The sequence below is a fragment of the Oceanobacillus longus genome (genome assembly GCF_042650085.1).
In the GTDB taxonomy this organism is placed as follows: Bacteria; Bacillota; Bacilli; order Bacillales; family Amphibacillaceae; genus Oceanobacillus; species Oceanobacillus longus.
In genome coordinates this window covers 473,545-499,450 of sequence record NZ_JBHSAO010000001.1, presented here as the reverse complement: position 1 = coordinate 499,450, position 25,906 = coordinate 473,545, and the positions used below count along the sequence as shown (strand labels likewise).

Annotated in this window: 23 protein-coding genes, 1 other RNA gene and 1 other annotated feature; of the genes, 5 read left to right on the top strand and 19 right to left on the bottom strand. The window is 37.8% G+C overall.

All coding sequences use genetic code 11. The features are described 5' to 3' along the window. Positions 1-54: 54 nt before the first annotated feature. Both ACFOUV_RS02465 and ACFOUV_RS02460 read left to right on the top strand, forming a co-directional pair. Complete coding sequence (locus ACFOUV_RS02465) at positions 55-1,332, top strand: replication-associated recombination protein A (protein WP_379495179.1); 1,278 nt, start codon at positions 55-57, stop codon at positions 1,330-1,332. Between the two features lie 139 nt (positions 1,333-1,471). Next, positions 1,472-2,143 (top strand): RsfA family transcriptional regulator, encoded by a 672-nt coding sequence (locus ACFOUV_RS02460; RefSeq protein ID WP_379495178.1) that lies wholly within the window; start codon positions 1,472-1,474, stop codon positions 2,141-2,143. A 109-nt stretch (positions 2,144-2,252) separates the two neighbouring features. Here the strand turns inward: ACFOUV_RS02460 and ssrS are convergent. From ssrS to ACFOUV_RS02440, 4 genes are all read right to left on the bottom strand, one after another. Then, a non-coding RNA gene (gene ssrS, locus ACFOUV_RS02455) (6S RNA) lies at positions 2,253-2,448 on the bottom strand. Between the two features lie 73 nt (positions 2,449-2,521). Then, positions 2,522-4,297 (bottom strand): aspartate--tRNA ligase, encoded by a 1,776-nt coding sequence (aspS, locus tag ACFOUV_RS02450; protein ID WP_379495177.1) that lies wholly within the window; start codon positions 4,295-4,297, stop codon positions 2,522-2,524. Then, positions 4,290-5,582 carry a histidine--tRNA ligase gene (gene hisS, locus ACFOUV_RS02445; protein ID WP_379495176.1) on the bottom strand — a complete coding sequence of 431 codons (1,293 nt, stop codon included), beginning with the start codon at positions 5,580-5,582 and terminating at the stop codon, positions 4,290-4,292. Before hisS ends, aspS begins: the two co-directional genes overlap by 8 nt. A gap of 61 nt (positions 5,583-5,643) precedes the next feature. Then, positions 5,644-5,862: a binding site (T-box leader), on the bottom strand. A 50-nt stretch (positions 5,863-5,912) separates the two neighbouring features. Beyond that, a complete protein-coding gene (locus ACFOUV_RS02440; protein WP_379495769.1) occupies positions 5,913-6,086 on the bottom strand; it encodes a hypothetical protein in 174 nt (57 codons plus the stop codon). 671 nt (positions 6,087-6,757) lie between these two features. Here ACFOUV_RS02440 and ACFOUV_RS02435 point away from each other — a divergent pair. After that, positions 6,758-7,819, top strand: a complete 1,062-nt coding sequence (locus ACFOUV_RS02435; RefSeq protein WP_379495175.1) for an N-acetylmuramoyl-L-alanine amidase — start codon at positions 6,758-6,760, stop codon at positions 7,817-7,819. Positions 7,820-7,881: 62 nt separating this feature from the next. On the opposite strand, the gene dtd is transcribed toward ACFOUV_RS02435, so the two are convergent. The 7 genes from dtd to ACFOUV_RS02400 all read right to left on the bottom strand — a co-directional run bounded on the left by dtd (position 7,882) and on the right by ACFOUV_RS02400 (position 17,085). Then, on the bottom strand, positions 7,882-8,328 hold the full coding sequence (gene dtd, locus ACFOUV_RS02430) for a D-aminoacyl-tRNA deacylase (RefSeq protein WP_379495174.1): 447 nt from the start codon (positions 8,326-8,328) through the stop codon (positions 7,882-7,884). 407 nt (positions 8,329-8,735) lie between these two features. Continuing rightward, positions 8,736-10,940, bottom strand: a complete 2,205-nt coding sequence (locus tag ACFOUV_RS02425) for a RelA/SpoT family protein (RefSeq protein ID WP_379495745.1) — start codon at positions 10,938-10,940, stop codon at positions 8,736-8,738. A gap of 213 nt (positions 10,941-11,153) precedes the next feature. Further along, positions 11,154-11,666, bottom strand: a complete 513-nt coding sequence (locus ACFOUV_RS02420; RefSeq protein ID WP_379495173.1) for an adenine phosphoribosyltransferase — start codon at positions 11,664-11,666, stop codon at positions 11,154-11,156. After that, the gene (gene recJ / locus ACFOUV_RS02415; RefSeq protein ID WP_379495172.1) at positions 11,656-13,974 is read right to left on the bottom strand and encodes a single-stranded-DNA-specific exonuclease RecJ; all 2,319 of its coding nucleotides are present in this window, start codon (positions 13,972-13,974) and stop codon (positions 11,656-11,658) included. The genes ACFOUV_RS02420 and recJ overlap by 11 nt, the downstream gene beginning before the upstream one ends. A gap of 56 nt (positions 13,975-14,030) precedes the next feature. Then, positions 14,031-14,366 (bottom strand): LapA family protein, encoded by a 336-nt coding sequence (locus ACFOUV_RS02410; RefSeq protein ID WP_379495171.1) that lies wholly within the window; start codon positions 14,364-14,366, stop codon positions 14,031-14,033. Positions 14,367-14,492: 126 nt separating this feature from the next. After that, positions 14,493-16,745, bottom strand: coding sequence for a protein translocase subunit SecDF (gene secDF / locus ACFOUV_RS02405; protein WP_379495170.1), 2,253 nt, complete (start codon positions 16,743-16,745; stop codon positions 14,493-14,495). A gap of 46 nt (positions 16,746-16,791) precedes the next feature. Next, complete coding sequence (locus tag ACFOUV_RS02400) at positions 16,792-17,085, bottom strand: post-transcriptional regulator (RefSeq protein WP_379495169.1); 294 nt, start codon at positions 17,083-17,085, stop codon at positions 16,792-16,794. 113 nt (positions 17,086-17,198) lie between these two features. On the opposite strand from ACFOUV_RS02400, the gene spoVB reads away from it, so the two are divergent. Beyond that, the gene (gene spoVB / locus ACFOUV_RS02395) at positions 17,199-18,749 is read left to right on the top strand and encodes a stage V sporulation protein B (RefSeq protein WP_379495168.1); all 1,551 of its coding nucleotides are present in this window, start codon (positions 17,199-17,201) and stop codon (positions 18,747-18,749) included. Between the two features lie 27 nt (positions 18,750-18,776). On the opposite strand, the gene ACFOUV_RS02390 is transcribed toward spoVB, so the two are convergent. Continuing rightward, the gene (locus tag ACFOUV_RS02390; protein ID WP_379495167.1) at positions 18,777-20,075 is read right to left on the bottom strand and encodes an ArsB/NhaD family transporter; all 1,299 of its coding nucleotides are present in this window, start codon (positions 20,073-20,075) and stop codon (positions 18,777-18,779) included. Between the two features lie 128 nt (positions 20,076-20,203). On the opposite strand from ACFOUV_RS02390, the gene ACFOUV_RS02385 reads away from it, so the two are divergent. Beyond that, positions 20,204-20,584: a TIGR04086 family membrane protein gene (locus tag ACFOUV_RS02385; protein ID WP_379495166.1), complete on the top strand. Its 381-nt coding sequence runs from the start codon at positions 20,204-20,206 to the stop codon at positions 20,582-20,584. 165 nt (positions 20,585-20,749) lie between these two features. Here ACFOUV_RS02385 and yajC read toward each other — a convergent pair whose 3' ends face one another. The 7 genes from yajC to ACFOUV_RS02350 form a co-directional block, all read right to left on the bottom strand. Further along, a complete protein-coding gene (yajC, locus tag ACFOUV_RS02380; RefSeq protein WP_379495165.1) occupies positions 20,750-21,010 on the bottom strand; it encodes a preprotein translocase subunit YajC in 261 nt (86 codons plus the stop codon). A 29-nt stretch (positions 21,011-21,039) separates the two neighbouring features. Next, complete coding sequence (tgt, locus tag ACFOUV_RS02375) at positions 21,040-22,179, bottom strand: tRNA guanosine(34) transglycosylase Tgt (protein ID WP_379495164.1); 1,140 nt, start codon at positions 22,177-22,179, stop codon at positions 21,040-21,042. Positions 22,180-22,194: 15 nt separating this feature from the next. After that, positions 22,195-23,223 (bottom strand): tRNA preQ1(34) S-adenosylmethionine ribosyltransferase-isomerase QueA, encoded by a 1,029-nt coding sequence (gene queA / locus ACFOUV_RS02370; protein ID WP_379495163.1) that lies wholly within the window; start codon positions 23,221-23,223, stop codon positions 22,195-22,197. A gap of 24 nt (positions 23,224-23,247) precedes the next feature. Next, positions 23,248-23,442 carry a DUF2905 family protein gene (locus ACFOUV_RS02365; protein ID WP_379495162.1) on the bottom strand — a complete coding sequence of 65 codons (195 nt, stop codon included), beginning with the start codon at positions 23,440-23,442 and terminating at the stop codon, positions 23,248-23,250. Positions 23,443-23,447: 5 nt separating this feature from the next. Continuing rightward, complete coding sequence (ruvB, locus tag ACFOUV_RS02360) at positions 23,448-24,452, bottom strand: Holliday junction branch migration DNA helicase RuvB (protein WP_379495161.1); 1,005 nt, start codon at positions 24,450-24,452, stop codon at positions 23,448-23,450. 15 nt (positions 24,453-24,467) lie between these two features. Continuing rightward, the gene (ruvA, locus tag ACFOUV_RS02355) at positions 24,468-25,076 is read right to left on the bottom strand and encodes a Holliday junction branch migration protein RuvA (protein WP_379495160.1); all 609 of its coding nucleotides are present in this window, start codon (positions 25,074-25,076) and stop codon (positions 24,468-24,470) included. Between the two features lie 89 nt (positions 25,077-25,165). Then, entirely contained in the window at positions 25,166-25,897 is a 732-nt protein-coding gene (locus ACFOUV_RS02350; RefSeq protein ID WP_379495159.1) for a YebC/PmpR family DNA-binding transcriptional regulator, read from the bottom strand. Positions 25,898-25,906: the final 9 nt, after the last annotated feature.

Here is a 25,906-nt window from a genome sequence, read left to right as displayed (position 1 = left end):
AGCTGAATCAGGATTAAGCTTTAAATGTAATATTATATATAAAGGACGTTGTAAATGAAACAAAAACCTCTTGCATTTCGTATGAGACCAGAACAAGTAGAAGATATTATCGGTCAGGAACATCTGGTCGGTAACGGTAAAATAATTAATCGAATGGTAAACGCCAATAGACTTGCTTCCATGATTCTATTTGGGCCACCAGGAACAGGTAAAACATCGATGGCCTATGCACTTGGAAAAAGTGTCGGCCTGCCTGTTAAAATGTTAAATGCGGTTGCAGACAAAAAGAAGGATATGGAGATAGTTGTGGAAGAAGCAAAAATGATGGGACAAGTTGTCTTAATACTAGATGAGGTCCATCGGCTTGATAAAGCGAAACAGGATTTCCTCCTCCCACATCTAGAAAGCAATTTGGTTACATTGATCGGTTGTACGACGAGTAATCCGTATCATTCTATTAACCCTGCAATACGTAGTAGGTGCCATCTGTTTGAATTACAGGCTTTAACCGATGAGAATATTAAAACTGCGATTACTCGTGCTTTAAACAATGAAGAGCATGGATTTGGGAGCAGTGATGTAGTCTTAACAGAGGATGCCCTTAGTCATTTTGCTACTGCAGCGAACGGTGACCTCCGATCTGCTTTAAATGGACTCGAACTGGCCGTTTCTTCCACACCAGAAAATGAAAAAAGGCAGATTTTAATTGATCTAAATACTGCAGAGGAGTGCATGCAAAAAAAAAGCTTTTCTCATGATAAAAATGGCGATGCTCACTATGATGTACTTTCCGCATTCCAAAAATCAATTCGTGGTAGTGATGTGGATGCGGCACTTCACTATTTAGGAAGATTAATTGAGGCCGGGGATCTTGATAGTATTGCCCGTCGTATGATTGTGATCGCCTATGAAGATATCGGTCTTGCAAACCCACAGGCAGGCCCACGTGCAGTTTCTGCGGTTCAGGCGGCAGAGAGACTTGGATTCCCAGAAGCACGAATTCCATTGTCTGTTGCCATTGTGGAACTAGCATTATCACCTAAATCAAACACTGCCTATAAAGCGCTTGATGGAGCTTTATCTGACATAAGAAGTGGTAAAAGCGGAGAGATTCCTGCGCACCTGAAAGATTCCCATTATCAAGGTGCAACAAAACTTGGTCGGGGAGTCGATTACAAATATCCACATAATTATGATGGGGCTTGGGTGAAGCAACAGTATTTGCCTGATTCTATCAAAAACAGAAACTACTACCAACCAAAGAACAGCGCTAAATTCGAACAAGCTCTAAAGCAAGTTTACGATAAAATTCAAAGAGATAAGAAGAATTAACGTATATAACCCTTTCTATAAGGCAATAATAGACATAAAAGTTACAATCTATTGTTGTGCTACTAGTGTGTGTTCCAAATTAAAGAATCTTTAACAGGACTTTTGGAACATTCCCTACTATAAAAAGGAGTTGAATATTTTGGTAAAAGTTAGACAAGACGCCTGGTCCCACGAGGACGATTTATTACTTGCTGAGACAGTATTGCGTCACATTCGAGAAGGCAGTACCCAATTAAATGCTTTTGATGAAGTCGGCGACAAATTAAACCGAACATCAGCAGCCTGCGGTTTTCGCTGGAATGCAGAAGTTAGAACAAAATATGATAGTGCTATCGATCTCGCAAAAAGACAGCGAAAAGAGAAAAAAAGGGCGATGAGTTCCACGTTGAAGCAAACAAGAGTTCCGCCGACACTTTCACTTCCACCGGTATTTGAAGAAAGCAAATCCGAAGTAGAAGAAGAAAATACCTTTGTTATGGTGGAACCACCAACTATAAATCTTGATATGGTTATACAATATTTAAGAGAATTAAAAAAAGACTATCATGCTTCCAATCAATCAAAATCAACACTGGAGACTGTTGAAAAAGAGAATACCATGTTGCAGACAAAAGTGAAAGAACTTGAAAAACAGCTTTCCAATACGGAAGAACAGTTGGTTACCATTCAAGAAGATTACCAGACATTTATTCAAATTATGGATCGGGCAAGAAAAATGACCGTACTCAATGATAAAGGAAGTCACGCTTCCCCTGCATTCCGAATGGATAAAAACGGTAACTTGGAACAGCTCATCCAAGGTTCCAATTAAAAGAATCAAAGAAGATTTTCTAGGAATAAGTGTTAGATATGGCTGTTCAAGCCAATAAAAAGAGGACCTGTATTTTATACAGGTCCTCTTTTCTTTTTTGTATGTATAGCTTAATCCCGATTGTGCCGTCCTATTTTAAAGTTTTGATCCCGCTTGAAGCAGGTGGGTGCCCTGTTTTACATGTATTGTGCTTCCATTGATTCCGAAGAATACAGGCATGCACGCACTATAAAAACTAAATCAGGCTCCCAAATATATAGTTGTTCGGTCAAAATACTTTTTATAGACGAACACATCAGGATTAAGCTATTAATATTGATTTGTAAATTAATCTTAACACAGCTAATTATTTATTTCAATATTTACAATGTTAAAACTTTATTTCTTTGGTTTTTGTTTGGATAATGCTATAGACAGTTCATCTAATTGAGCATCACTTACTTCATTGGGCGCATCAGTCAATAAATCGGACGCTGAGGCTGTTTTTGGAAACAAAATGGTGTCCCGAAGATTTGTTCTACCAGCAAGCAGCATTATAATCCGGTCTAGACCAAGTGCGATTCCACCGTGTGGAGGAGCACCATATTCTAATGCATCCAAAAGGAACCCAAATTGCTCTTTCGCTTCTTCTTCACTAAATCCTAATACTTTAAACATATGATCCTGCTGTTCCTTTTGGTAAATACGGATTGATCCTCCACCTAGTTCATAACCATTGAGAACGAGATCATATGCATTTGCCCTGACACTTGCCGGGTCACTCTCTAATCTTTCCATATCTTCCTCAATAGGAGATGTGAACGGATGGTGAGCCGCAAAGTATCTGCCAAGTTCTTCGTCGTATTCAAGTAATGGCCAGTCTGTTACCCATAAAAAGTTAAATTTAGATTCATCGATAAGTTCCAACTGTTTCCCTAATTTTAAGCGCAAAGCACCCAAACTGTCAGAAACAACGGATGTTTTATCTGCTACAAATAATAACAAATCACCATCTATCGCATTTGCTTTATTTGATAGATCAGATATTTCTTTATCGGTAAGAAATTTAGCGATTGGTCCTTTCAGTTCGTCCCCTTCTACTTTCAGCCAAGCCAGTCCTTTTGCTCCATATACTTTTACATAATCGGTTAATTTGTCAATGTCTTTGCGAGAGAAATTAGCCGCTTCCCCTTTTACATTCAATAGAGCAACATTTCCACCAGATTGAATTGCACCTTGGAAAACTTTGAAAGTAGAGTTAACTAGGATATCGGAAACATGTATTAATTCAAGACCAAATCTCGTATCCGGTTTATCCGAGCCAAAGCGTTCCATTGCTTCATCATATGGCATTCTTTGCAATGGCAACTCTATATCCAAATCTTTAACTTCTTTTACAACTTGCTGCATCATATGTTCCGTCATTTCCATAATTTCATCGCTGGTTAAAAAGGAAGTCTCAATATCAATCTGAGTGAATTCCGGCTGACGGTCAGCACGAAGATCTTCATCACGGAAACATCTTGCAATTTGATAATATTTTTCAAAACCACTCATCATAATCAACTGTTTAAAAAGTTGTGGTGACTGCGGTAAAGCGTAAAACTCACCAGGATGAACACGGCTTGGAACCAGATAATCCCGAGCCCCTTCTGGTGTGCTCTTTGTCAATATTGGGGTTTCCATTTCCATAAAATCATTATCGTTAAGGAAATTACGAATAGCTTGTGTGGTCCGATGGCGCAATTTAAACGTTTCCTGCAAAGGACTTCTTCTTAAATCAAGGTACCGATACTTCAGTCGGACATCTTCGGACACATCTGTATCATCTTGAATCGTAAAAGGTGGTGTCTTTGCCTTGTTTAAAATTTTAATAGAAGTAGCGATCACTTCAATCCTTCCAGTTTTCATTATTGGATTTACAGTTGATTTATCTCGTTCAACCACTTCTCCATTAATTTCCACTACATACTCGGAACGGATCTTTTCAGCAATTTCAAGAGCATTCTTTGAATGATCAGGATTAAATACTACCTGCACAATTCCTGATTTGTCACGAAGATCAATAAAGATTAATCCACCTAAATCACGTCTTCTTTGAACCCAACCTTTTAGTAGTATCGCTTGCCCGATAGTTTCTTCCGATAACTTTCCAGCCATTACCCGTTCACTCATGTCCTTTACCTCCCAGAAGCTTTTGCTTTAATGTTTCAACAATATTTTCTAATGGTATTTCTATTTGTTCACCAGATTCCATTTCTTTTACATTAATAATTTTTCTGTCGATCTCTTCTTCTCCAAGAACGAGCACATATTTCGAATCGAAACGATTAGCAGCCTTAAACTGACCTTTCATCTTTCGATCCTGATAATCCTTATCGACTTGTATACCGTTAACACGGAGCTGATGTACAAGTTTTGTTGCTTCTTTACTCACTTTATCAGAACCCATTGCAACGATGAAACAATCCAAGCTGTCATTCAGTGGTAGGGCAATGTTTTCAGCCTCCAAAGCCATGAGTAAACGTTCAAATCCCATTCCGAATCCAATTCCTGGTGTATCAGGTCCTCCAAGTTCTTCGATTAATCCATTATACCTGCCACCACCAGCGAGTGTTGTAATTGCACCGAAGCCATCTGCTTCACTCATAATCTCAAAAGCAGTATGATTATAATAATCCAGTCCTCTTACAAGGGTTGGGTCAACAATAAAATCAATTTCCATCAATGATAAGTATTCTTGAACCTTTTCAAAATATAATTTTGATTCTTCATTTAAAAATTCCAGAATGGATGGAGCTGTTTTCATTGCCGGGTGGTCACGGTCGGTTTTGCAATCCAGGACACGAAGCGGATTCTGAGACAGTCTGTTTTGACAATCATCACAAAGTTCTTCTTTATGTGGTTCAAAATGGTTTACAAGTGCTTTTCTGTGATTGCTTCGGCTTTCTTTGTCACCCAGGGAATTAATCACTAATTTTAATGATTTCAAACCTAATTCTTTGTACGTCGTCATAGCAAGATCAATAACCTCTGCATCCACAGCTGGATCCGCACTGCCAAGTACTTCTACACCAAACTGATTTAATTGACGCATTCTTCCTTTTTGAGGGCGTTCATATCGAAACATTTGTGCAAAATAATAAAGTTTAACCGGTTGATTCGGTTCCCCAAATAATTTGTTTTCCACAAAAGCTCTTGCTACCGATGCAGTTCCTTCAGGTCTAAGTGTCAGGCTTCTACCACCACGATCATCAAAGGTATACATCTCTTTTTGTACGATATCTGTAGAATCTCCAACACCTCGTTGAAACACTTCGGTATGTTCAAATAAAGGCGTACGAATTTCTTTAAAATGAAATCTGTTGCATATATCTTTAATTTTATTTTCTGCATACTGCCATTTAGCTGCATCTTTAGGCAAAATATCCACTGTACCTCTTGGTGCTTTCATACTCATCTTAAAACCCCCAATAACTTATATTAAATTAAAATAAAAAACTCCCGTCCCTTATATAAATATAAGGGACGGGAGTTTTCCCGCGTTGCCACCCTAGTTGATGCCAATATCAGCACCCGCTCTTCACAGTTAACGCCCGCAAAACGTTCATACCTACTCTATTTCGATATAAATCCTCCGGAACGTCCTTCATCAGACCAACAGGGAAAATGTTTTCAGCCAAAGCCATTTTCTCTCTATACAGGTGGTTCCTGATTACTTTTTCCTTCATCGGTAAGTTTATTTTAATTAGTTGAATGTCTATAATATTAATGTTAACAACCTGTATTGTCAAGAACGATTCAGCTTTTTCTTTAACATTTTAACTTCCCCTATAGAAATTCCAAGTTCACTGGCAATTTCCAAGTGTGTACCACGTCCTTCCATCTCCACAAAATGATGAAGATCTGTAGAAAAGATATCTTTCTGATCATTTACATTCGTTTGTTTATCATTCATTCTCACTATACTGTCTCCTCTTTTTTGCAAATACCTCGTTTGAAATATTTCCTTAATGTTTGGGACTGCAGTTTCTCGTCCCACTGTAAAAAATGGTTCTTTTAATATATCGCAGAGTTGAGATAAACTGCGAAATAACTTCTTTTACCACAGTCCGGGATCGCTCTGGGCGGATGCTTTCCGCGGGCACGGCCTCAGCCCCGAAGAGAAAACCACTCTTCTGGTCTTCGGTCACGTGCTGTTCCCGCAGGAGTCACCGCCCGCCGCTCATCCGGACTGGTAAGGCTGTATGACGATTTTAGCTACCCATCGTCAGCAACCTTCTAACCAGCTCTGGGAAATATACGGAGACTCCTACGGGAAGAGAGGCATAGGTGAGACACTGAAATGCGTCAGCATGAAGGGGCTCACCAGCCGCCCGTGGAAAGCGAAGTATATTTCCCAGAGCGGTCGCCGAAGTTTCTTCATACGGATAGAAATCAACTAGCAGTTACTTCGCAGTTTATATATATTGCGATAAAAACAACATTTTTTTCAGTGGGAAGAGTATTTCCAGTCCTATTTAGAGAGATAACCTTCAAAATATTTTGGAACGTCTTCTTACAGTTTTGCCTTAAAGGAGAAATTTTATTATACTAAAAGATACATATACATATAAAAAATTAGGGAGGCATATTGTGCAAACGCATTCGAGAAAACTAATGTTCATACTATTTACAGCAATTATCTTCCTCTATTCTGCAAATGTGGAAATTGTTTATGCGGATGAAGCTATCATTGAAGGATCCAATCTAAATATTAGAAGTGGTCCTGGGACTGATTATGATAGTGTTGGTGTAGCTGATACTGGTGAGTCTTACACCATTATTCAAGAAAAGAATGGTTGGGTGGAAATTGAATTACCAGGTGGATCTGGCTGGGTTGCGGAAGATTTTACAACTGTAACTGAGTCATCTGAAGAGGATGAAGAAACAGAGAAAGAGACCGATGTAAGCTCGATTACAATACAACATGAGCATACACAATTAAGGGAAGGACCTTCTACAGACTATGATATTATTCACTTTGCAGAAAAGGGGATAGAATATGATGTCTTGTCCGCAATTAATGAATGGTATGAAATAGATGTTGCCGGCCAATCAGGTTACATACTGAAAGATCTTGTTAGTGAACCAAAAGAAGCTAGCAATAAAAATGTTTTCAAAAATAAAACGATAATCATCGATGCGGGGCATGGTGGTAGAGACGTAGGTGCAATTGGTACTACAGATACTTATGAAAAAAGCTTTACATACCTAACTGCACATGAACTTGAGCAAGAACTCCAATATCTTGGTGCCAACGTTCTTCTTACGAGGGAAGAAGACGAATTTATCTCATTATCCAGTCGGTCAACATACTCCAATTTTAACGATACAGACGCATTTATTAGTATTCATTATAATAGCGTACCTGAACTTCCTAATGTCTCTGGTATCGAATCATTTTATTATGCAGATCAAAATGAGAATTTAGCTAAATATATTCAGCAAGGGATTATTAAAGAAACAGATGAGTCTGACCGCGGAATAGCAAAGGGAGATTTTCAAGTTCTAAGAACAAATTTAAAACCGTCTGTCCTCCTCGAACTTGGTTTTATATCAAATCCGGAGAGAGAGGCATTGCTCCAAACAAATGCCTATCAGAAGAAACTCGTTACCGGTATTGTAGAAGGACTTAGAAAATATTTCAGTGAATAAGCAAATTCTAAAGCCAAAAACAGGGATGTCAATCATGACCATCCCTGTTTTTATTTGGCTACCTATTTTTCTTTGCTGTCAATGATTAACGTTACTGGTCCAGTATTTGTAAATGTAACATCCATCATTGCACCAAATTTACCTGTTTCAACATGTATCCCATGTTCTCTGATCAAAGCATTAAAACTTTCATACCTATTATTAGCTTCATCTGGCTTAGCTGCCTGCATAAAATTTGGACGTCTTCCTTTTCGTGTATCACCGTAAAGGGTAAACTGAGAAATCGACAAAATACTTCCGTGTACATCTTGAAGGGAAAGATTCATCTTTTCATTTTCGTCTTCAAATACACGTAAATGAATGATTTTATTGACAAGATAATTAACGTCTTCCTGGGTATCTTCATGTGTCACACCAAGAAGAACAACAAAACCTTCCGTTATTTCTCCCACTATCTCTCCTTCTACACGAACACTGGCATCTTTTGTCCTCTGTATTACTGCTTTCATTATCAATTACTCCTTTAGAACTTTATAAATTAGCCTCTTTTTGTAATGTTTGTTTTTTCAAGCATCGCAGAATTGAGATAAAGTGCGACGTAACTTCTATTTATGTACAGCGCTTATAATGGAAAATAGGCTCTCAGGCGACCGCAGCCCGTATACACTTCGCGCATTCTAAGGCTCACCAGCCGCCCGCGAACCGTAAGTGTATTTCCCAGAGCGGTAGCCGAAGAAACTTGCTTCCATTATTAGCTAAAGGTCTCTCGCAAATGGCAGTTACTTCGTAGTTTATAGATTTTATAACAATAACAACAATTCTTTCCAACGGGAATAGTAACCGTAGTTTCAATTTTTTTAGATTACAGTCATGAAGTAAAATTCAGTAGGTATTAATCCTACTGCAAGATAGGTGTCTATTGTACCGTACGTGTAACCGTATAAACATCTTTGATTTGTTTGATGCGTTCGACGATTTTTCGTAGATGACTGGTATTATGGATTAATATGGTAATCTGAATAATCGCCATTTTATTTCTGTCCGATTTTCCATTTACATGGGTGATATTTGTTTTCATTTCATTGACAGCCTGTAAAACTTCATTCAGAAGTCCTCGACGGTCATAACCCGTTATTTGAATATCAACATGATATTGTTTATTTTCTGTATTTCCATTTTCCCACATTACATGCAGATAACGTTGTTTAGCTTCTTCCGTCTGCACATTAGGACAATCCGAACGGTGAACAGATACACCTCGACCTTTTGTAATATAACCTAAAATTGTATCACCGGGTACAGGATTGCAGCATTTCGCAAGCCGGACAAGTAAATTATCTACACCTTCCACCCTTACACCAAAATCCTTTTTATGTGATCTGCTCGTACTCGCTCGATCTGTTTTAACTTCTTCAATGGTTGTTTGTAGGTCCTGTTCCTTTTGTCTCGTTTGACGAAGCTTTTCGGTAAGTCTTGTTGCAATAAGTGCTGCTGTGATTCCTTGATAACCTACTGCAGCATACATATCCTCTTCACTAGTAAAATTAAATTTATCAAAAATCCGTTGCATATTATCGGATACAAGAACTTCTTTCGGATCGATATTTAAGGCACGAATTTCCTTATCCACTGCTTCCTTGCCTTTTACAACATTTTCTTCTCTTCGCTGCTTTTTAAAAAATTGTTTAATTTTACTTTTAGCCTGAGAAGTCTGTGTCATCTTCAACCAGTCCTGGGATGGACCATAGGAATGTTTGGAAGTCATTACTTCAACAATATCACCATTTTGCAGTTCATAATCAAGTGGCTCCATTTTACCGTTGATTTTTGCTCCAATTGTCTTATTTCCAATTTCTGTATGAATTTTATAGGCAAAATCCAGCGGGATCGATCCAGATGGTAATTCAACTACTTCGCCTTTCGGTGTAAAAACATAAACCATATCGGAAAAGAGATCAATTTTTAGAGATTCAATAAACTCTTCCGCATCATGGGTGTCATTTTGCCAATCAAGTATCTCCCGGAACCATGTTAACTTTTCCTCAAAGGATTTCTTCCCAGACTTAAACTGCTTTCCTTCTTTATAAGCCCAATGTGCGGCAATACCATATTCAGCAATTTCATGCATTTCCTTTGTACGTATTTGGACTTCCAGTGGGTCACCCTTTGGTCCAATTACCGTTGTGTGTAAGGATTGATAAAGATTCTGTTTCGGCATTGCAATATAATCCTTAAATCTTCCGGGCATTGGTTTCCAGTTTGTATGGATAATTCCAAGAACTGCATAGCAGTCTTTAATACTATCTACGATAATTCGAACGGCCAATAAATCATATATTTCATTAAATTGTTTACCTTGTTTCACCATTTTTTGATAAATGCTGTATAAATGTTTTGGGCGTCCTGACATTTCCGCTTTTACATTGACATCTTGTAATTCTTCTGTAAGTTCTTCAATTACTTGTTTAATATAAGATTCGCGTTGATCTCTCTTTTGTTTCATCAGTTGGACAATGCGATAATATTGTTGAGGATTAAGATATCTTAAAGCAGTATCTTCCAATTCCCATTTTATAGTAGAGATTCCAAGACGATGTGCCAGAGGAGCGAAAATTTCCAACGTCTCGTTTGAAATACGACGCTGCTTTTCAGGGGCGAGATGCTTTAATGTCCGCATATTATGCAGTCTGTCTGCAAGTTTAATTAGAATTACGCGAATATCCTTTGCCATTGCTACAAACATTTTACGGTGGTTTTCAGCTTGTTGGGCTTCTTTTGTTTCATATCTGATTTTACCCAATTTTGTAACGCCATCCACCAACATTGCAACTTCATGATTAAACGCTTCTTCTAATCTTTCCACCGTTATATCCGTATCCTCAACAACATCATGCAGAAAACCTCCTGCAATCGTTTCTGCATCCATCTCAAGATTCACAAGTATACCTGCGACCTGAACTGGGTGAATAATATAAGGTTCCCCTGATTTTCTAAATTGATCATGGTGTGATTCGTTTGCAAAATCATAGGCAAGCTGAATCAAGTCGATATCTTCACTCGACAAATACCGTTCTGCTTTATTTAAAATGTCCGTTATTGTTATGTTTTCATCGTTTGCCATGTAATCACCTTTACTAGCTGTCTGCATTATTTACCACATATTCACGGAAATAAATATTACCGTCTATCCTCCAGTTTAAGTGGTAGACATATTTTTACAAGCGTCCTAAATATTTTTAATTATATGCTTTTATGCTTCAAGTGTCCATTCAAAATTTTTATATAATAATAGGTCTGACGTTATTTACATAGCGCCAGACCTATTATTATATTTTTAATATGTCATTAATGCTAACACATCATAGCCATCCAATTTATCTTTACCATCAAGATAGCTTAATTCAATTAGAAACGCACAGCCAACAACAATTCCACCAAGCTCTTCGACAAGCTTTATAGTTGCTTCAATTGTCCCCCCCGTTGCGAGTAAATCATCTGTTATTAAAACACGTTGCCCTGGCTTAATTGCATCTTTATGGATTGTTAATACGTTAGAACCATATTCAAGACCATAGTCTACCCTAATCACTTCACGTGGCAGCTTTCCTTCTTTTCGAACAGGAGCAAAGCCCACTTCAAGCGCATAGGAAACTGGGCAACCAACGATAAATCCTCTCGCTTCTGGACCTACTACGATATCTATTTCCTTTTCTTTAGCAAATTCAACGATCTCATCAACAGCTGATTTGAACGCCTTTCCGTTATCCATCAGTGGTGTGATATCTTTAAACTGAATTCCTTCTTTAGGCCAATCTTCAACAATTTTAATATATTGCTTATAATCCATTTATTGCTTCCTCCTTGGGACTTCCCAAATAATCCATACAACTGGTAAACCATTGTTTCAATTCTTGGTAATTTGAATAGTAAAGTTGCTTTTCAATAGCTGCCTTTTCAAGGCGTTCCTGATACAATTTTGAATCTTGGAGATCTTTTTTTATTGGATTCGATTGTACTTCAATGATACCATTTTCTATTTTAACAAACCCGAGCTCAAAAAACACATTTGAAATAAAGATGATTTTATCTTTGTTCCATCCTTTGTGGTTCATAATCTTTGTTAATTCCTGTTTCATATCCATCACTTTACGTTGCCTGCATAGTGCATAAAACCAAACGAATTCTTCTCTTGAAGGAAACGCTGAAAGATATGCACTGTCTTCTAAATGAAAAAAGACGTAAATATTTAATGGTTTTACGTGCTGAATGATTCTCGTTAAAGATTCCAGTTTTTCAGGAAGGTCATATAAATAGAGAGAATCCTTTTCATCGACCATTTCCATTGAAGTATTATAACTTACCTGTTCAATCTGATTATGAATCCGTTCAACAGAATTACTAATAATTAATTCTTTCCCATTGCCGACTGGTTTAATCTCCATTTTCCGTTTACCTCTAAAATCAAATAGCTGCCATTCCTCAATCTTCATATCCTGGATGAGAATTTGGGCTTTCCGATTGCCATTCCATTCATTAATTCCAAGTTCTCCAGCAATCGTAAGAGGCGTATGTGGCGAAATATGATCGTACAGTTCCCCCATACCAAAGGCAATTCCATCGAGTGAGAAGCCCTCTTTTTTGAATTGAAGTTTTAGATGATTTTTAGCACTGCCAATTTTTCTTGCGTCTGAAGGAATTTCTTTTACCTGAATAATCGGTTTTGGATTTCCCATACCAAATGGTGCCAGTTTATCAATTTCGGATACAAGACCTTCATTTATATCTTCGAGAGCCAATTCGGCACTAATCATGATTTCCTGTTTAAAATCTTCTTCAGTCAATTCTTCCTGTATAAATAAATCCAGTTTATTCTGTACATGTACCATATTTTCTAGTGGAAATGTCATCCCGGCAGCCTGTGAATGTCCACCGAAATGTGTGAATAGGTCTCTTATTTTCATGCAGTTTTGAAATAAGTCAAATGCTGGAATACTTCTCGCTGAGCCTTTCACTTCTCCGGTTTCCGGCTTAATCGTCAGGACGATTGCAGGGCGATCGTATTTTCGAACTAATTTGGATGCAACAATTCCTAGTACCCCTTCATTCCAACCTTCTTTTGCCGCAATGATAACACCATGTGAATCGGAGGATTGAACAATTAGTTCTGCCTCTTTAACAATATCATTTACTATTTTTTTTCGCTGCTCGTTTATTGCATCAATCTCTTCTGCAATTTCTTGTGCCAAATCGGCATCTTCGGTCAATAGTAACTTTACTGCCAGATCGGCATCTTGTAGCCTTCCAACCGCATTAATTCTTGGTCCAATTAAGAAACCAACGTCTTCCTCGGAAACATTACCTTCTATCTTACAAATTCGTTTAAGCGCCTTAATACCTGGTTTTTTTGATATAGTCAGTGCATGAAGACCATAAAATGACAGAATACGATTCTCATCCACCAATGGTACTAGATCAGCTATTGTTCCGATTGCTGCAAACTCTAGCAAATGTTTTGGGAAATAACCAAGTAAGGCTTGTGCGAATTTAAATGCTACACCTACTCCCGCAAGTTCCTGAAAAGGATAATCAGGTGAACACTTTGGATGCAGAATGGCATAAGCCTCCGGTAATTCTTTCTGTGGCTCATGGTGATCCGTTATAATCAAATCAATACCTAATTGTTTAGCGACGAAAGCCTCATGCACGGATGCGATTCCAGTATCAACTGTGATGATTAGTGAATACCCATTTTCGGCTGCACGTCTAAAAGCAGATTCATTGGGACCATATCCTTCTGTAAAACGGTTTGGTATATAATAATCACATAATGCTCCAAGTTCATGCAAGGCTTTTATAAGAACAGTTGTAGAACTTACACCATCTGCATCATAGTCCCCAAATACAAGAATTTTCTCGTTGGAGTCTATTGCTTTATGTACACGTTCTGATGCTTTTTCAATTGAATCAATCTGTAGTGGAATGTGTAAATTCTTTAGATCAGGTGATAAAAATTTTCTAGCATCTTCAGTGTTGGTAATCCCTCTTTGCTGTAAAAGTTTTTTTACAGTTGGGGATACGTCTAATGTATCATCTGTTAAAACCTCTGTCTGATTTTCAGTTGTAGTATATTTCCATATTGCCTTACTTTCTAACATAAATTCACCCCTGACTAATCTATTATACAAGAGACTAGCAGGGGTAGCAATCAGAATTATTTAGTTGGAGTATTGTTATCTTCTATATCTCCTTTAAAATCCTTCTTTTCACTCTGGATTGGAATACCGTTTTCATCGAGTCTTTGAGATAATGTAACATTTTCCGTTTTTAGAAGTTTAATTTCCCTTTGTAATCGGTAAATTCGCATTGTACCTACAGAAGCCGTTATAATTCCCCCCATGAGTACAGAAAATAAGATTACGAGGATTAATGGTGATTCTTGTGTCACGAATAAATAATTTACCTCTACGGGATCTACATTAATTACAGCAAAAATTGCAACAATAATTACTAGTATAATTGCTAAAATGACATATGTCTGTCCTTTCATCTTAAATTCCTCCTACAGCTCAATTTCATTATGTATGTTAGAGTACCCTGTTTCCGAACAATTCAAGCATGCATGATAATATACAAGCTTTGTTAGAACTTCTAACAAAGCTTGTAATTATATTTCTTATACCTGTGGACCTTCCACTCGTTTTTTCTTTGTGAAATCCAAAGGCTTATCTTTAACCGATCTTCCTCGCCATACGAGCCATAGTTGAGAGGCTAATAATAACGAAGAATAGGTTCCAGCAACAATTCCTACTGCCAATGCGATAGCAAAACTTCCAATGGAAGATGCTCCTAATATTAGAAATGCCAGAATTGCAATTAGCGTAGTGATTGATGTGTTCATCGTTCTTGTAAAAGATTGGATGATACTTGTATTCACAACCTCAGCAAGATCCTTAAAGGATTTGACACGTTTTTTCTTGCGAATATTTTCCCTGATACGATCAAAAATAACGATCGTATTATTTATCGAATAACCTACAATGGTTAAGAGTGCAGCAACAATCGTAATATCGAATTCCAACTGTGTAATGCTGAAAACGAATAGAATGATAAATACATCATGCAGTAATGTAATTAAGGCTGTAATTGCAAAGAAAAACTCAAAACGGATGGTTACATAAATAATCATAAATACGGAGGCGATTGCCACTGCATAAATGGCATTCTTAACCAATTCCTGACCTACAATTGGCGATACTACGCTGACACTTGGGTCCTGCCCGTATTTCTCACTAAAATAGGCTTGCACTTCTTCCACTTCCGCCTCAGAAAGCACATTGTCAAATCTGGTAACCGCAAGTTCATTGTTGGCACCTGATAGCACAATTGATTTAGCTTCCAATCCAAGCTCTTTAAATCCTGCTTCCACTTCTTCATTCGTAAGACTTGTATCAGAAACAACTTCCACACGGGAACCACTAGTGAAATCAATCCCGGGATTAATCTGGAAGACAGTAAGGGCTATCCCCCCAATAATAATCAGTATGATTGTTCCCGTGAAAAACTTTTTCCGATGTTGAACAAAATTTACGTTGCGTTTAAATAATTTCGGTTTTTCTTCTTCTTCAGCTATATCTTTAATTTGCGATTGTTTAACACCGAACCATGTTTTCCTTTTTGTAAGATAGCCACTCTGCACCCACAATCCGAGAAGGATTCTTGTACCAAGAACTGCTGTCAGGAAACTAATGATAATACTGATAATGAGCATTGTCGCAAAGCCTTTAACTGAACTTGTTCCAAAAATAAACAGAACAACCGCTGCGATTAAAGTGGTAATATTAGCATCCATAATCGTTGAAAGGGAATTTTTATTTCCGGCTTTAAATGCTGCTTTAACAGATTTCCCTGTCCGCAGTTCTTCTTTAATACGTTCGAATGTAATTACATTCGCGTCTACCGCCATACCAACACCCAGTATAAGTGCTGCAATTCCAGATAAAGTTAATACACCATTAAGAAGCTCAAACACCAATAAAACTAGATATACATAGAAAGTTAAATTGATCGCTGCTATAGAACCGGAAAAGCGGTAGACAACAATAAGATATAGCAATATTAAACCGATACCTACAATGCCTGCAATTAATGTCTCGTTTAAAGCTTGCTCCCCAAATTGTGCACCGACAGAAGTAGAAAATATTTCAGTCATATGAACTGGTAGTGAACCAGAGTTAATAATATCTGCGAGTTGTTTTGCAGATTCTACCGTAAAGCTCCCCGAAATCATGACATTTGACGTATGTAAAGGTTCACCTACATTCGGTGCAGAAACAAATTTCGGTTCTGCCTCCATTGCTTCCGCTTTATAAGAATCTCCTTCCTGATAATCCATCCAAATTACAAGCTTATTATCAGGTGGGTTCATTTGGCTGATTTCTGTCGTAACCTCCCCAAATTTTGCAGCATCTTTCAGTTGCAAGGTAACAATTGGAGCATTTGTCTGTGGATCAAAATCCTGTGCAGCACTACCCTCTTTTACATCATTTCCATCAAGCAGTTCATTATCATTTACATCACGAAAAGATAATTGCGCAGATGTGGAGAGTAAATCTCTAGCTTCTGACTGGTTTTCAATACCTGCCAACTGTACGCGAATTCTATCTTCGCCCTCTATATTAATGACTGCCTCACTAATTCCAAGACGATTGACACGGTCATTCAGTGTTTCAACTGTACCTTCCAATAACCCTCTTGTTACTTCCTGATTTTCATCCACAGGTGCAACTTCATAAAGTACCTCGAATCCTCCCTGTAAATCCAACCCAAGATTGATATCTTTTGTAATTCCTATTACCGTTGTTCCTATTGTTCCTGCCAAAACTAAACAAACAAGAAAAAAGGAAACGATTCTTCCTCTCTTTTTCATTGAATATACTTCCTCCTTAAAAATACTAAACATCTATGTATACATTTTATTTTTCTTTGTCACCAGTTAAGGCCGCAATAGAAGCCATCAGATTGTCATTCTGATAGGAACTCATTGTTAAATAGCTCAAATATGTATTGGATGCAAGATGAAGTATATCCTGAACAATCTCGTGGAGCAGCATTTCAGGATCCCCTTTCCAAACCTTTTTCACCATGCATGACCATACATCATCTGGTGTTGCCTGGGAGTATCCCATCATTTCCAATTCTTCTGCCTTGCTTTTTAAGGCGGGAATGATCATTTGCTTCCACTCACTAACAGTCTGTTTAATTTCCATATTATCCCACCAATTCCTGTCATATACTTTTAGCTTGTCATGCTTTGTACACCTTTGTGCATATATATCATTGTATATGAAATTTAATTATTTGAGAAGGCAGGTCGACAAAAATGACCAAACAAACATTTTTGCAGGGTGCTATGGTTCTAATAATTGCAGGAATGATTACCCGTTTTATGGGTTTTATCAATCGTATCGTTGTAGCTAGGCTCATGGGAGAAGAAGGTGTCGGCCTATATATGATGGCACTCCCAACACTATTTCTTGTGATGACGTTAACACAGCTGGGATTGCCTGTAGCAATATCTAAGCGAGTGGCTGAAGCAGACGCGGTTAATGATCAGGCTAAAATCAAAAAGATTATCATCGTTTCATTGATGATAACCTTAACTACAAGCATCGTGTTCACCATTCTATTGGCTATTGGTGCACCATATCTAGCTTCTAGCCTTTTAACTGACAGCAGGTCCATGTTTCCGCTACTAGCGATCAGTCCAATTATTCCTATTACAGCCGTTTCAGCAGTCATCAGGGGATACTTTCAAGGCAAACAGAATATGAAGCCTCAAAGTTATGCCCAAGTCATCGAGCAAATTGTAAGAATAGCCTGCGTCGCTTTTTTTATTAATCTTTTACTTCCGTATGGCGTTGAATATGCTGCAGCAGGTGCTATGTTTAGTGTTATACTAGGTGAATTCATCTCCATGATGTATATGATTTATGTTTTTAAAAGGAAAAAGACATTAAAACTGAGAAATCGATTTTTTTCCTATTTTAGATCTGGACAAACTGTAGCAAAAGAACTTTTCTCCATTGCATTACCAAGTCTGGGAAGCAGAATGATTGGCTCCATCTCTAATTTTCTAGATCCGATTTTAGTCTTTCAAAGTCTTGCTATTGCGGGAGTTGCAAGCTCACTTGCTACAAAACAGTACGGGGAATTGACAGGATATGTCATGCCACTGTTGTATCTTCCTACTTTTATTACCCATTCACTAGCAGTTGCACTTGTTCCTTCCATTGCCGAAGCAGAAGCAAACAAAAACAGAAAAATTATCCATTACCGGATACATCAATCGATAAGGATATCATTTGCTTCGGGGGCAATATCAACAGTTGTTCTCTCACTATTTTCCGTTCAACTACTGACGTATATGTATGGAACAGGAAATGCAAGTCACTATCTTGTTTTAATGGCACCGTTCTTTCTGTTGCTTTACATTCAAGCACCATTGCAGGCAACCCTTCAAGCACTTGATCTTGCCAGACCTGCTATGTGGAATAGTTTAATTGGGGTCGCACTTAAATCAATCGTCTTACTAGCTCTTGCAACGAACCCAAACTTTGGAATTATGGGAGCAGCTATTGCCATCAGTTCAGGCGTAGTCGTGGTTACCTTGCTACATATGGCCGTTCTTCGAAAAGAAATCGGCTATACCATTCCGTTAATGGATACATGTAAGATGATACTCTTGTTATCCCTTTCCTGGGGCGCTGGAAGCTTCCTTAAAAATATTCTAGAAAGAACAGACTCGAATCTGTTGCTATTCGCTCTCCATATTATTGTTCTATTACTATTCTATCTGGTTTTACTTTTTGCGCTTAAATTTATAACAAAAGAAGAATTACGACAACTCCCTTTTTTCAACAGAAAAAAATGACACTTGGAAATTTCAAGTGTCATTTTTTTATCCTTGTCCCATATAAGGAATCAGATATCGAAAATAAATATACACGGTTGATACGACTAAAGATATGAGAACAATAGGTATTCCATACTTCATAAATCGAATGAATGAAATCTTCTGATTGTCCGCTTCTGCCATGCCAGCAACGACAACATTCGCAGATGCTCCTACCAACGTTGCATTTCCTCCCAGACAAGCTCCAAGTGCTAATGCCCACCATATTGGATCCAAGTAAACCATTCCATATGTTTCAAATTCCTGTATTACCGGTATCATCGCAGCGACAAATGGAATATTATCGATAAACCCGGAAAACAAGCCTGAAACCCATAGAATAAGCAATGTCGTTTTGACATAGTCTCCTTCTGTTGACACGACAATCATTCTAGCCATTTCATCAATGACCCCTACTTGTTGCAATCCACCCACAATTGCAAATAAACCAATAAAAAAGAACAATGTCACCCATTCTACTTTAGAAAGAATTTCTTCTGTATCCAATTCACCTTCCGTTAATAATAAAAGTAATATTGCTCCGGTAAGTGCGATGGTCGTCATTTCAATATGCAAAATTGAGTGTAGCAGGAAACCGAGTAAAGTCATCATCAGGACTCCTACAGATTTATATAATAACGGTGACCTAGTTAGATTTTTACTGGCGTCAATAGCTGAAAGTTCTACCATATTAGACTTTATGTTAGATAATTTCCCTTTGAAAAATATAAGACAGAAAGCTATCAAAATAGCAAACATAACTATAGCTACAGGTGCTGTATGCTGAATAAAAGAAAGAAACGTAAAATGTTCAACAGCTTGTCCGATCATAATGTTGGGCGGGTCTCCGATTAATGTAGCGGCACCACCTATATTCGAGCTAAAAATAATCGTTAAAAGGTACGGAAATGCAGGAAGTTTCAGCAGCTTTGTTATTTTAAGCATAACCGGTACAAATATTAATACCGTTGTAACATTATCCAAAAAGGCTGAACCTATTGCTGTAAGTATGGCCGATCCAATTAATAGGTATATTGGATTTCCACGTACTTTCTGAGCGAAACGGATGGCAATAAATGTAAATAGTCCTGTTTTTTCTGTAATGGAAATCAATACCATCATTGAAAATAACAATGCAATCGTATTCCAGTCTATATACTGGAAAAACACTTCATGTGTCGAGTAAATTCCTGTCAGTAGTAATAGAACACCTCCAGCAAGTGAAGCTATAGCACGATTAATTTTCTCTGTCATAATAAAGAAATAACTGACCACAAATATAATACCCGCAAGAATTACATCCATATTAGCCCTCTTTCACATTAGAAATGATCTCTTTAGATTATATGCAACGAAAATACAAATATTTTCTTCTAAATTAAATTCACTTGAATAATATAAAGATAGGCGGACAAACAATAGGGGGGAACGTGATGCATAGGAATCAGTTTATTGCATTGTTATACGGTTGGATTGTAGTCTTCGGTATCATTCTGATATCCAGTTTTGTTTTAGCTCTAATACTAAATTTCGCCGCTTTTGGCGAGTCAAGTCTTGAATGGGCAACATTAATCATCGGACTGTTGGCATTATTCATAGGAGGAGTTACAGCAGGAATGAAAGGGAAAGCTAAAGGTTGGATGATTGGAGGGACAATTGGACTCGGATTCTCTCTCATTATCTTTCTAATCCAATACCTTGGATACCAACAAGGATTCTCAATTGAGCAGTCCCTTTACCACCTTGCCTACTTAGCAGCTGCACTACTTGGGGGTATCATCGGAGTCAATCTGGTAGGAACGACAACAGAGTAATATTCCAAAAATGCATAAAAAGAAGTTAATGCCTAAGCATTAACTTCTTTTTTACGATAGTAATATTCTTGTTATACGTTAAATATTTTTCTATGTATATACATACATAAAACTAGTATCTGGATAAGCCAAAGATAATTCTTCAGCCTATAACCCAAATACACATTAAGATTGTTTCACTTCACGGACCGATGAACGGTCGTACGTAAGTTTTGTGCCTTCTCCAGTAATTACAACGATTGTAGCTTCATCAAGTGCATGAACCTTAGCGTGCATACCACCGATTGTTACGATGTCATCACCTTTTTGTAGGTTTGTTTGCATTTCTCTTACTTGCTTTTGACGCTTTTGTTGCGGACGGATAAGCAAAAAGTAAAAAATGACGAACATCAAGATGATAGGTAATAATGATACTAACATTTCCATATAGTTTCACCTCTTTCCCGAGTATTAGTTTAAAAGTTCTTTGGATTCGGTTTGTTCAAACCATATTGCTCAAAGAATGACTCTCTAAAGTCACCAAGTCGATCTTCTTTTATAGCAGCTCGAACTTGCTCCATTAATTTTAACAGAAAATGGAGGTTATGATAAGTCGTAAGTCTGAATCCGAATGTTTCATTGCATTTTACTAAGTGTCGGATATATGCCCTCGTATAGTTTTTGCATACATGGCAGTCACAATTCTCATCTATCGGACTAAAATCTCTAGCATACTTTGCATTCCTGACAACGAGTCTTCCATTCGATGTCATACAGGTACCATTGCGGGCAATCCTTGTTGGCAGTACACAATCAAACATATCAATACCGCGAATGGCTCCATCAATTAATGAATCAGGTGAACCTACCCCCATTAAATAACGAGGTTTATTTGTCGGCATGAATGGTGTGGTTGATTCCAAGACGCGATTCATAACATCTTTCGGTTCTCCAACAGACAATCCACCAATGGCATAGCCCGGAAAATCGAGGGATACAAGGTCATTAGCACTCTGTTTTCTCAAATCTTCAAATTCTCCACCCTGGATAATTCCAAATAAACCTTGCACATCTTTCCGTTCATGAGCTTCCAGACATCGTTCAGCCCAACGGGACGTTCTCTCTACTGATGACTTCATATAATCATATGTTGCAGGATAGGGTGGGCATTCATCAAAGGCCATCATAATATCTGAACCAAGTGCATTTTGTATTTGCATGGCCTTTTCTGGTGATAGGAATAACTTATCGCCATTTAAATGATTACGGAAATGGACACCCTCTTCTTTGATCTCTCGCATATCACTCAAACTGAAAACCTGAAACCCACCAGAGTCCGTTAAAATAGCTCCGTCCCAGTTCATAAACTTATGGAGACCACCAGCTTCCCGAATGATATCCTCTCCAGGCCGTAACCATAGATGATAAGTGTTGGATAATATAATTTTTGCATCCATTTCTTGTAATTCTTCCGGGCTCATTGTTTTGACCGTTGCTAGAGTCCCTACTGGCATAAATGTTGGCGTGTCGAATGAACCATGTGGAGTATGAACTCGTCCAAGTCTCGCACCAGTTTGTTTATCTGTTTTTATTAACTCATATGTTATTGGTGTCATATATTCGTTCCTCTTTTATAAAATTAACATCGCATCTCCGAAACTGAAGAAACGATATTTTTCTTTTACTGCTTCATTATAGGCTTTTAGAATCGTATCTCTATCCACTAATGCACTGACGAGCATAATCAACGTGGATTTTGGCAGGTGAAAGTTTGTGATGAGACCATCTATTGCTTTAAATTGATATGGTGGGTAGATAAAGATATCCGTCCACCCTGTGCTTTCCACGAATTCACCTTCGTTATCTCTAGCAATTGTCTCCAAAGTTCTTGTCGATGTAGTTCCAACAGAAATAATTCTGCCTCCATTATTTTTTACCTTATTTAAGGTTTCTGCCGTCTCTTGTGTCATATGATAAAATTCAGAATGCATTTGATGATCATCTACATTATCAACACTTACAGGTCTAAAGGTTCCCAATCCAACATGTAACGTAATAAAAGAAATGGTTATTCCTAGATTTTTTATCTCCTCTAAAAGTTGGTTGGTAAAATGTAAACCAGCTGTTGGCGCAGCCGCTGATCCCTCTTCCTTGGCAAAAACAGTTTGATATCGTTCCTTTTCAGGTAGCTGTTCTTTAATATAAGGTGGCAATGGCATTTCACCGAGCTCATCTAAAACTTCATAAAAAATCCCTTCATACGAAAACTCCAGAATTCGACCACCATGTTCCTTAAACCCTATACAAATCGCCTTTAATTTACCATCCCCAAAAAGGAGTTCGGTCCCTACCTTCACTTTTTTCGCTGGTTTCGTAAGTACTTCCCAAGTATCCTGCTCTTCCTGATGTAGCAATAATACTTCTATTTTTGCACCGGTATCTGCTTTTATACCATATAACCGAGCAGGTAGTACGCGCGTGTCATTCAGCACAAGACAATCTCCCTTTTTCAAATATCTTTTTATATCTGAAAAATGTTGATGCTCCATTTCATTTGTTTGTCTACTCAATACAAGCAGTCTGGATGCCGTCCGATCTTTTAATGGGGTTTGAGCAATGAGCTCTTCTGGTAAATTAAAATCAAAGTCCTCAATATTCATTATGATGAATCTCCTATCCGTCTCTTAACGAAAAAATCGTCCAAAAATAAAAAATAGCAATGAAAATATAATACTGACTATGATGGAAGTTACAATCGGAAAATAAAAGGTGAAATTTCCTTTTTTAAACGTAATATCTCCAGGTAATTTTCCGATAAATGTCCATATAAAACCAATAATGATAAACAAAATACCAAGTATGATAAAAAGCTTACCCATATTCATCACTCACCATGCCTTTTTAATCCAAAATGCTGATATGCTTTTGGAGTCACAATCCTTCCTCTCGGGGTTCGCTGGATAAAACCGACTTGCAGAAGGTATGGTTCATAAACATCCTCAATAGTTTGGGATTCCTCCCCTATTGTGGCTGCAATCGTATCCAAGCCAACCGGTCCACCTTGGAATCCATCAATCATTCCTTTTAAAATTTTATGGTCAATATGATCCAAGCCTGCATCATCCACCTGGAGCATTTCTAAAGCGATATTTGTTGTTTGGAGGCTGATTTCAGTCTCACCTTTAACTTGTGAAATATCCCGAATACGCTTTAGCAATCTGTTTGCAATTCTTGGTGTTCCCCTTGACCTGCGTGCAACTTCAATAGCAGCCTCTTTCGTAATAGTCGTATTAAATATTTCGGCCGTTCGCTCAACAATCGAACATAGATCTTTAACTTCATAGAATTCCAATCTACTTAATACTCCAAATCTGTCTCGAAGTGGAGCAGTAAGCAGACCGGATCTTGTAGTTGCACCTATAAGGGTAAACGGTGGTAAATCGATTCTTACCGATCTGGCACTCGGTCCATTTCCAATGACAATGTCGAGGAAAAAGTCCTCCATCGCAGGATAGAGTACTTCTTCTACCGATCTTGGCAACCGGTGGACTTCATCAATAAATAAAACATCACCTGGCTCAAGGGATGACAGGATAGCAGCAAGATCTCCAGCACGTTCGATCACTGGACCGGATGTAGATCTGAAATTAACGCCCATTTCATTTGCTATAATGGCTGCCAGTGTTGTTTTCCCCAATCCTGGTGGACCATACAGCAAAACATGATCCAGCGGCTCCTCGCGCATTTTGGCTGCTTGAATAAATATGCTGAGATTATCTTTCACCTTGTGCTGACCAATATATTGGTTGAGTTTTGTTGGGCGTAGACTTAGTTCTATTGTTGTATCATCATCCTCCTGTAATTCCCCCGTTACTATACGTTCTTCCATCATCTGTCCCCCTTCCTAATTTTTTACGAGCAATCCCAATGCTTTTCGTATGATTTCATCCGTATTGGAATAATTCTCCTTTTTAAGTACAGGAATAACACTTTTAATTTCTCTATCCGTATAACCAAGTGCCTTTAGAGCCTCCTCGGCCTCCATGTATGCTCCCGAATGATTTCCTTCACTACCTACAGATTCCTGCTCTAATTCTGCATTTACTGAGAATACATTCGTTAATTTCCCTTTGAGGTCAAGGATAATTTGTCTTGCAGTTTTTTTACCTACTCCTGGAAAACTGGTAAGGAATTTATCATCTTCTTGTTCAATTGCCGAAATAAAACCAACTATATCCACACCAGCGAGAATAGCCAAAGCACCCTTAGGACCGATTCCAGAAACAGAAATTAACTTTGTAAATAAATATTTTTCATCTTCATTTTTAAAACCATATAGTACTTGAAGATCTTCACGTACATAGTGATATGTATTGATCAGTATCTCTTTATTTAATGATGATTGAAAGGCAAAGGGGTTTGGGCATATAATTTCAAAGCCAACACCATTGACATCAACTACAACGGAATCATCTTGTATCGTTACAACAATACCTTTAATATATGCGATCATATAATCATTCCTTTACTTATTTTAACATAGTTGTAGAAGAAGTAATAAACTTCTATTTCCTAATCAGAAATAGAAGTTTAAGTGACAGTTTAATTAGATTCTTCTAAATTATGATGAATATCCTGGACATCTTCATTTTCTTCCAGTGAATCAATTAAGTTCATCATTTTTTCTTCGTCTTCTTTAGATAACTGATTGTAGTTTTGAGGTATCAGCGTTACTTCACCATCAGCGATTTCATACCCGCTCTCAGTCAAATGATTAACCACTTCCTGATAGTTCTCAGGTTCTGTATAAATTTCATACGCGTCTTCCTGATTCGTAATATCCTCTGCACCTGATTCAAGCGCATCTAATGTAATGGCATCTTCATCGATGGAACCTTTTTCATTGGAGATTACAATATACCCTTTACGATCGAACATAAAAGATACACTACCATTTTCGCCGAGATTTCCGCCATTCTTTTTGAAAGCATGTCGGATGTCGGCTGCTGTTCTATTTTTATTATCTGTCAAAATGTTGACGATAACAGCTACACCGCCTGGACCATATCCTTCATACGTGATTTCTTCATAGGTTGCTCCATCAAGTGTCCCTGCTGCCTTTTTTATATTGCGTTCGATGTTGTCATTAGGCATGTTATCTGCTTTCGCTTTTTCTACAGCTGCTCGTAGTGTAGCATTTGTTCCGAGATCTGCCCCACCCTGTTTAGCAGCAATATAAATATCTTTCGCATGCCTCATAAAGATTTTACCTTTTTTGGCATCCTGAGCATTTTTTCTTTTTTGTATGTTTTTCCACTTAGAATGACCAGCCATTGGACTTTC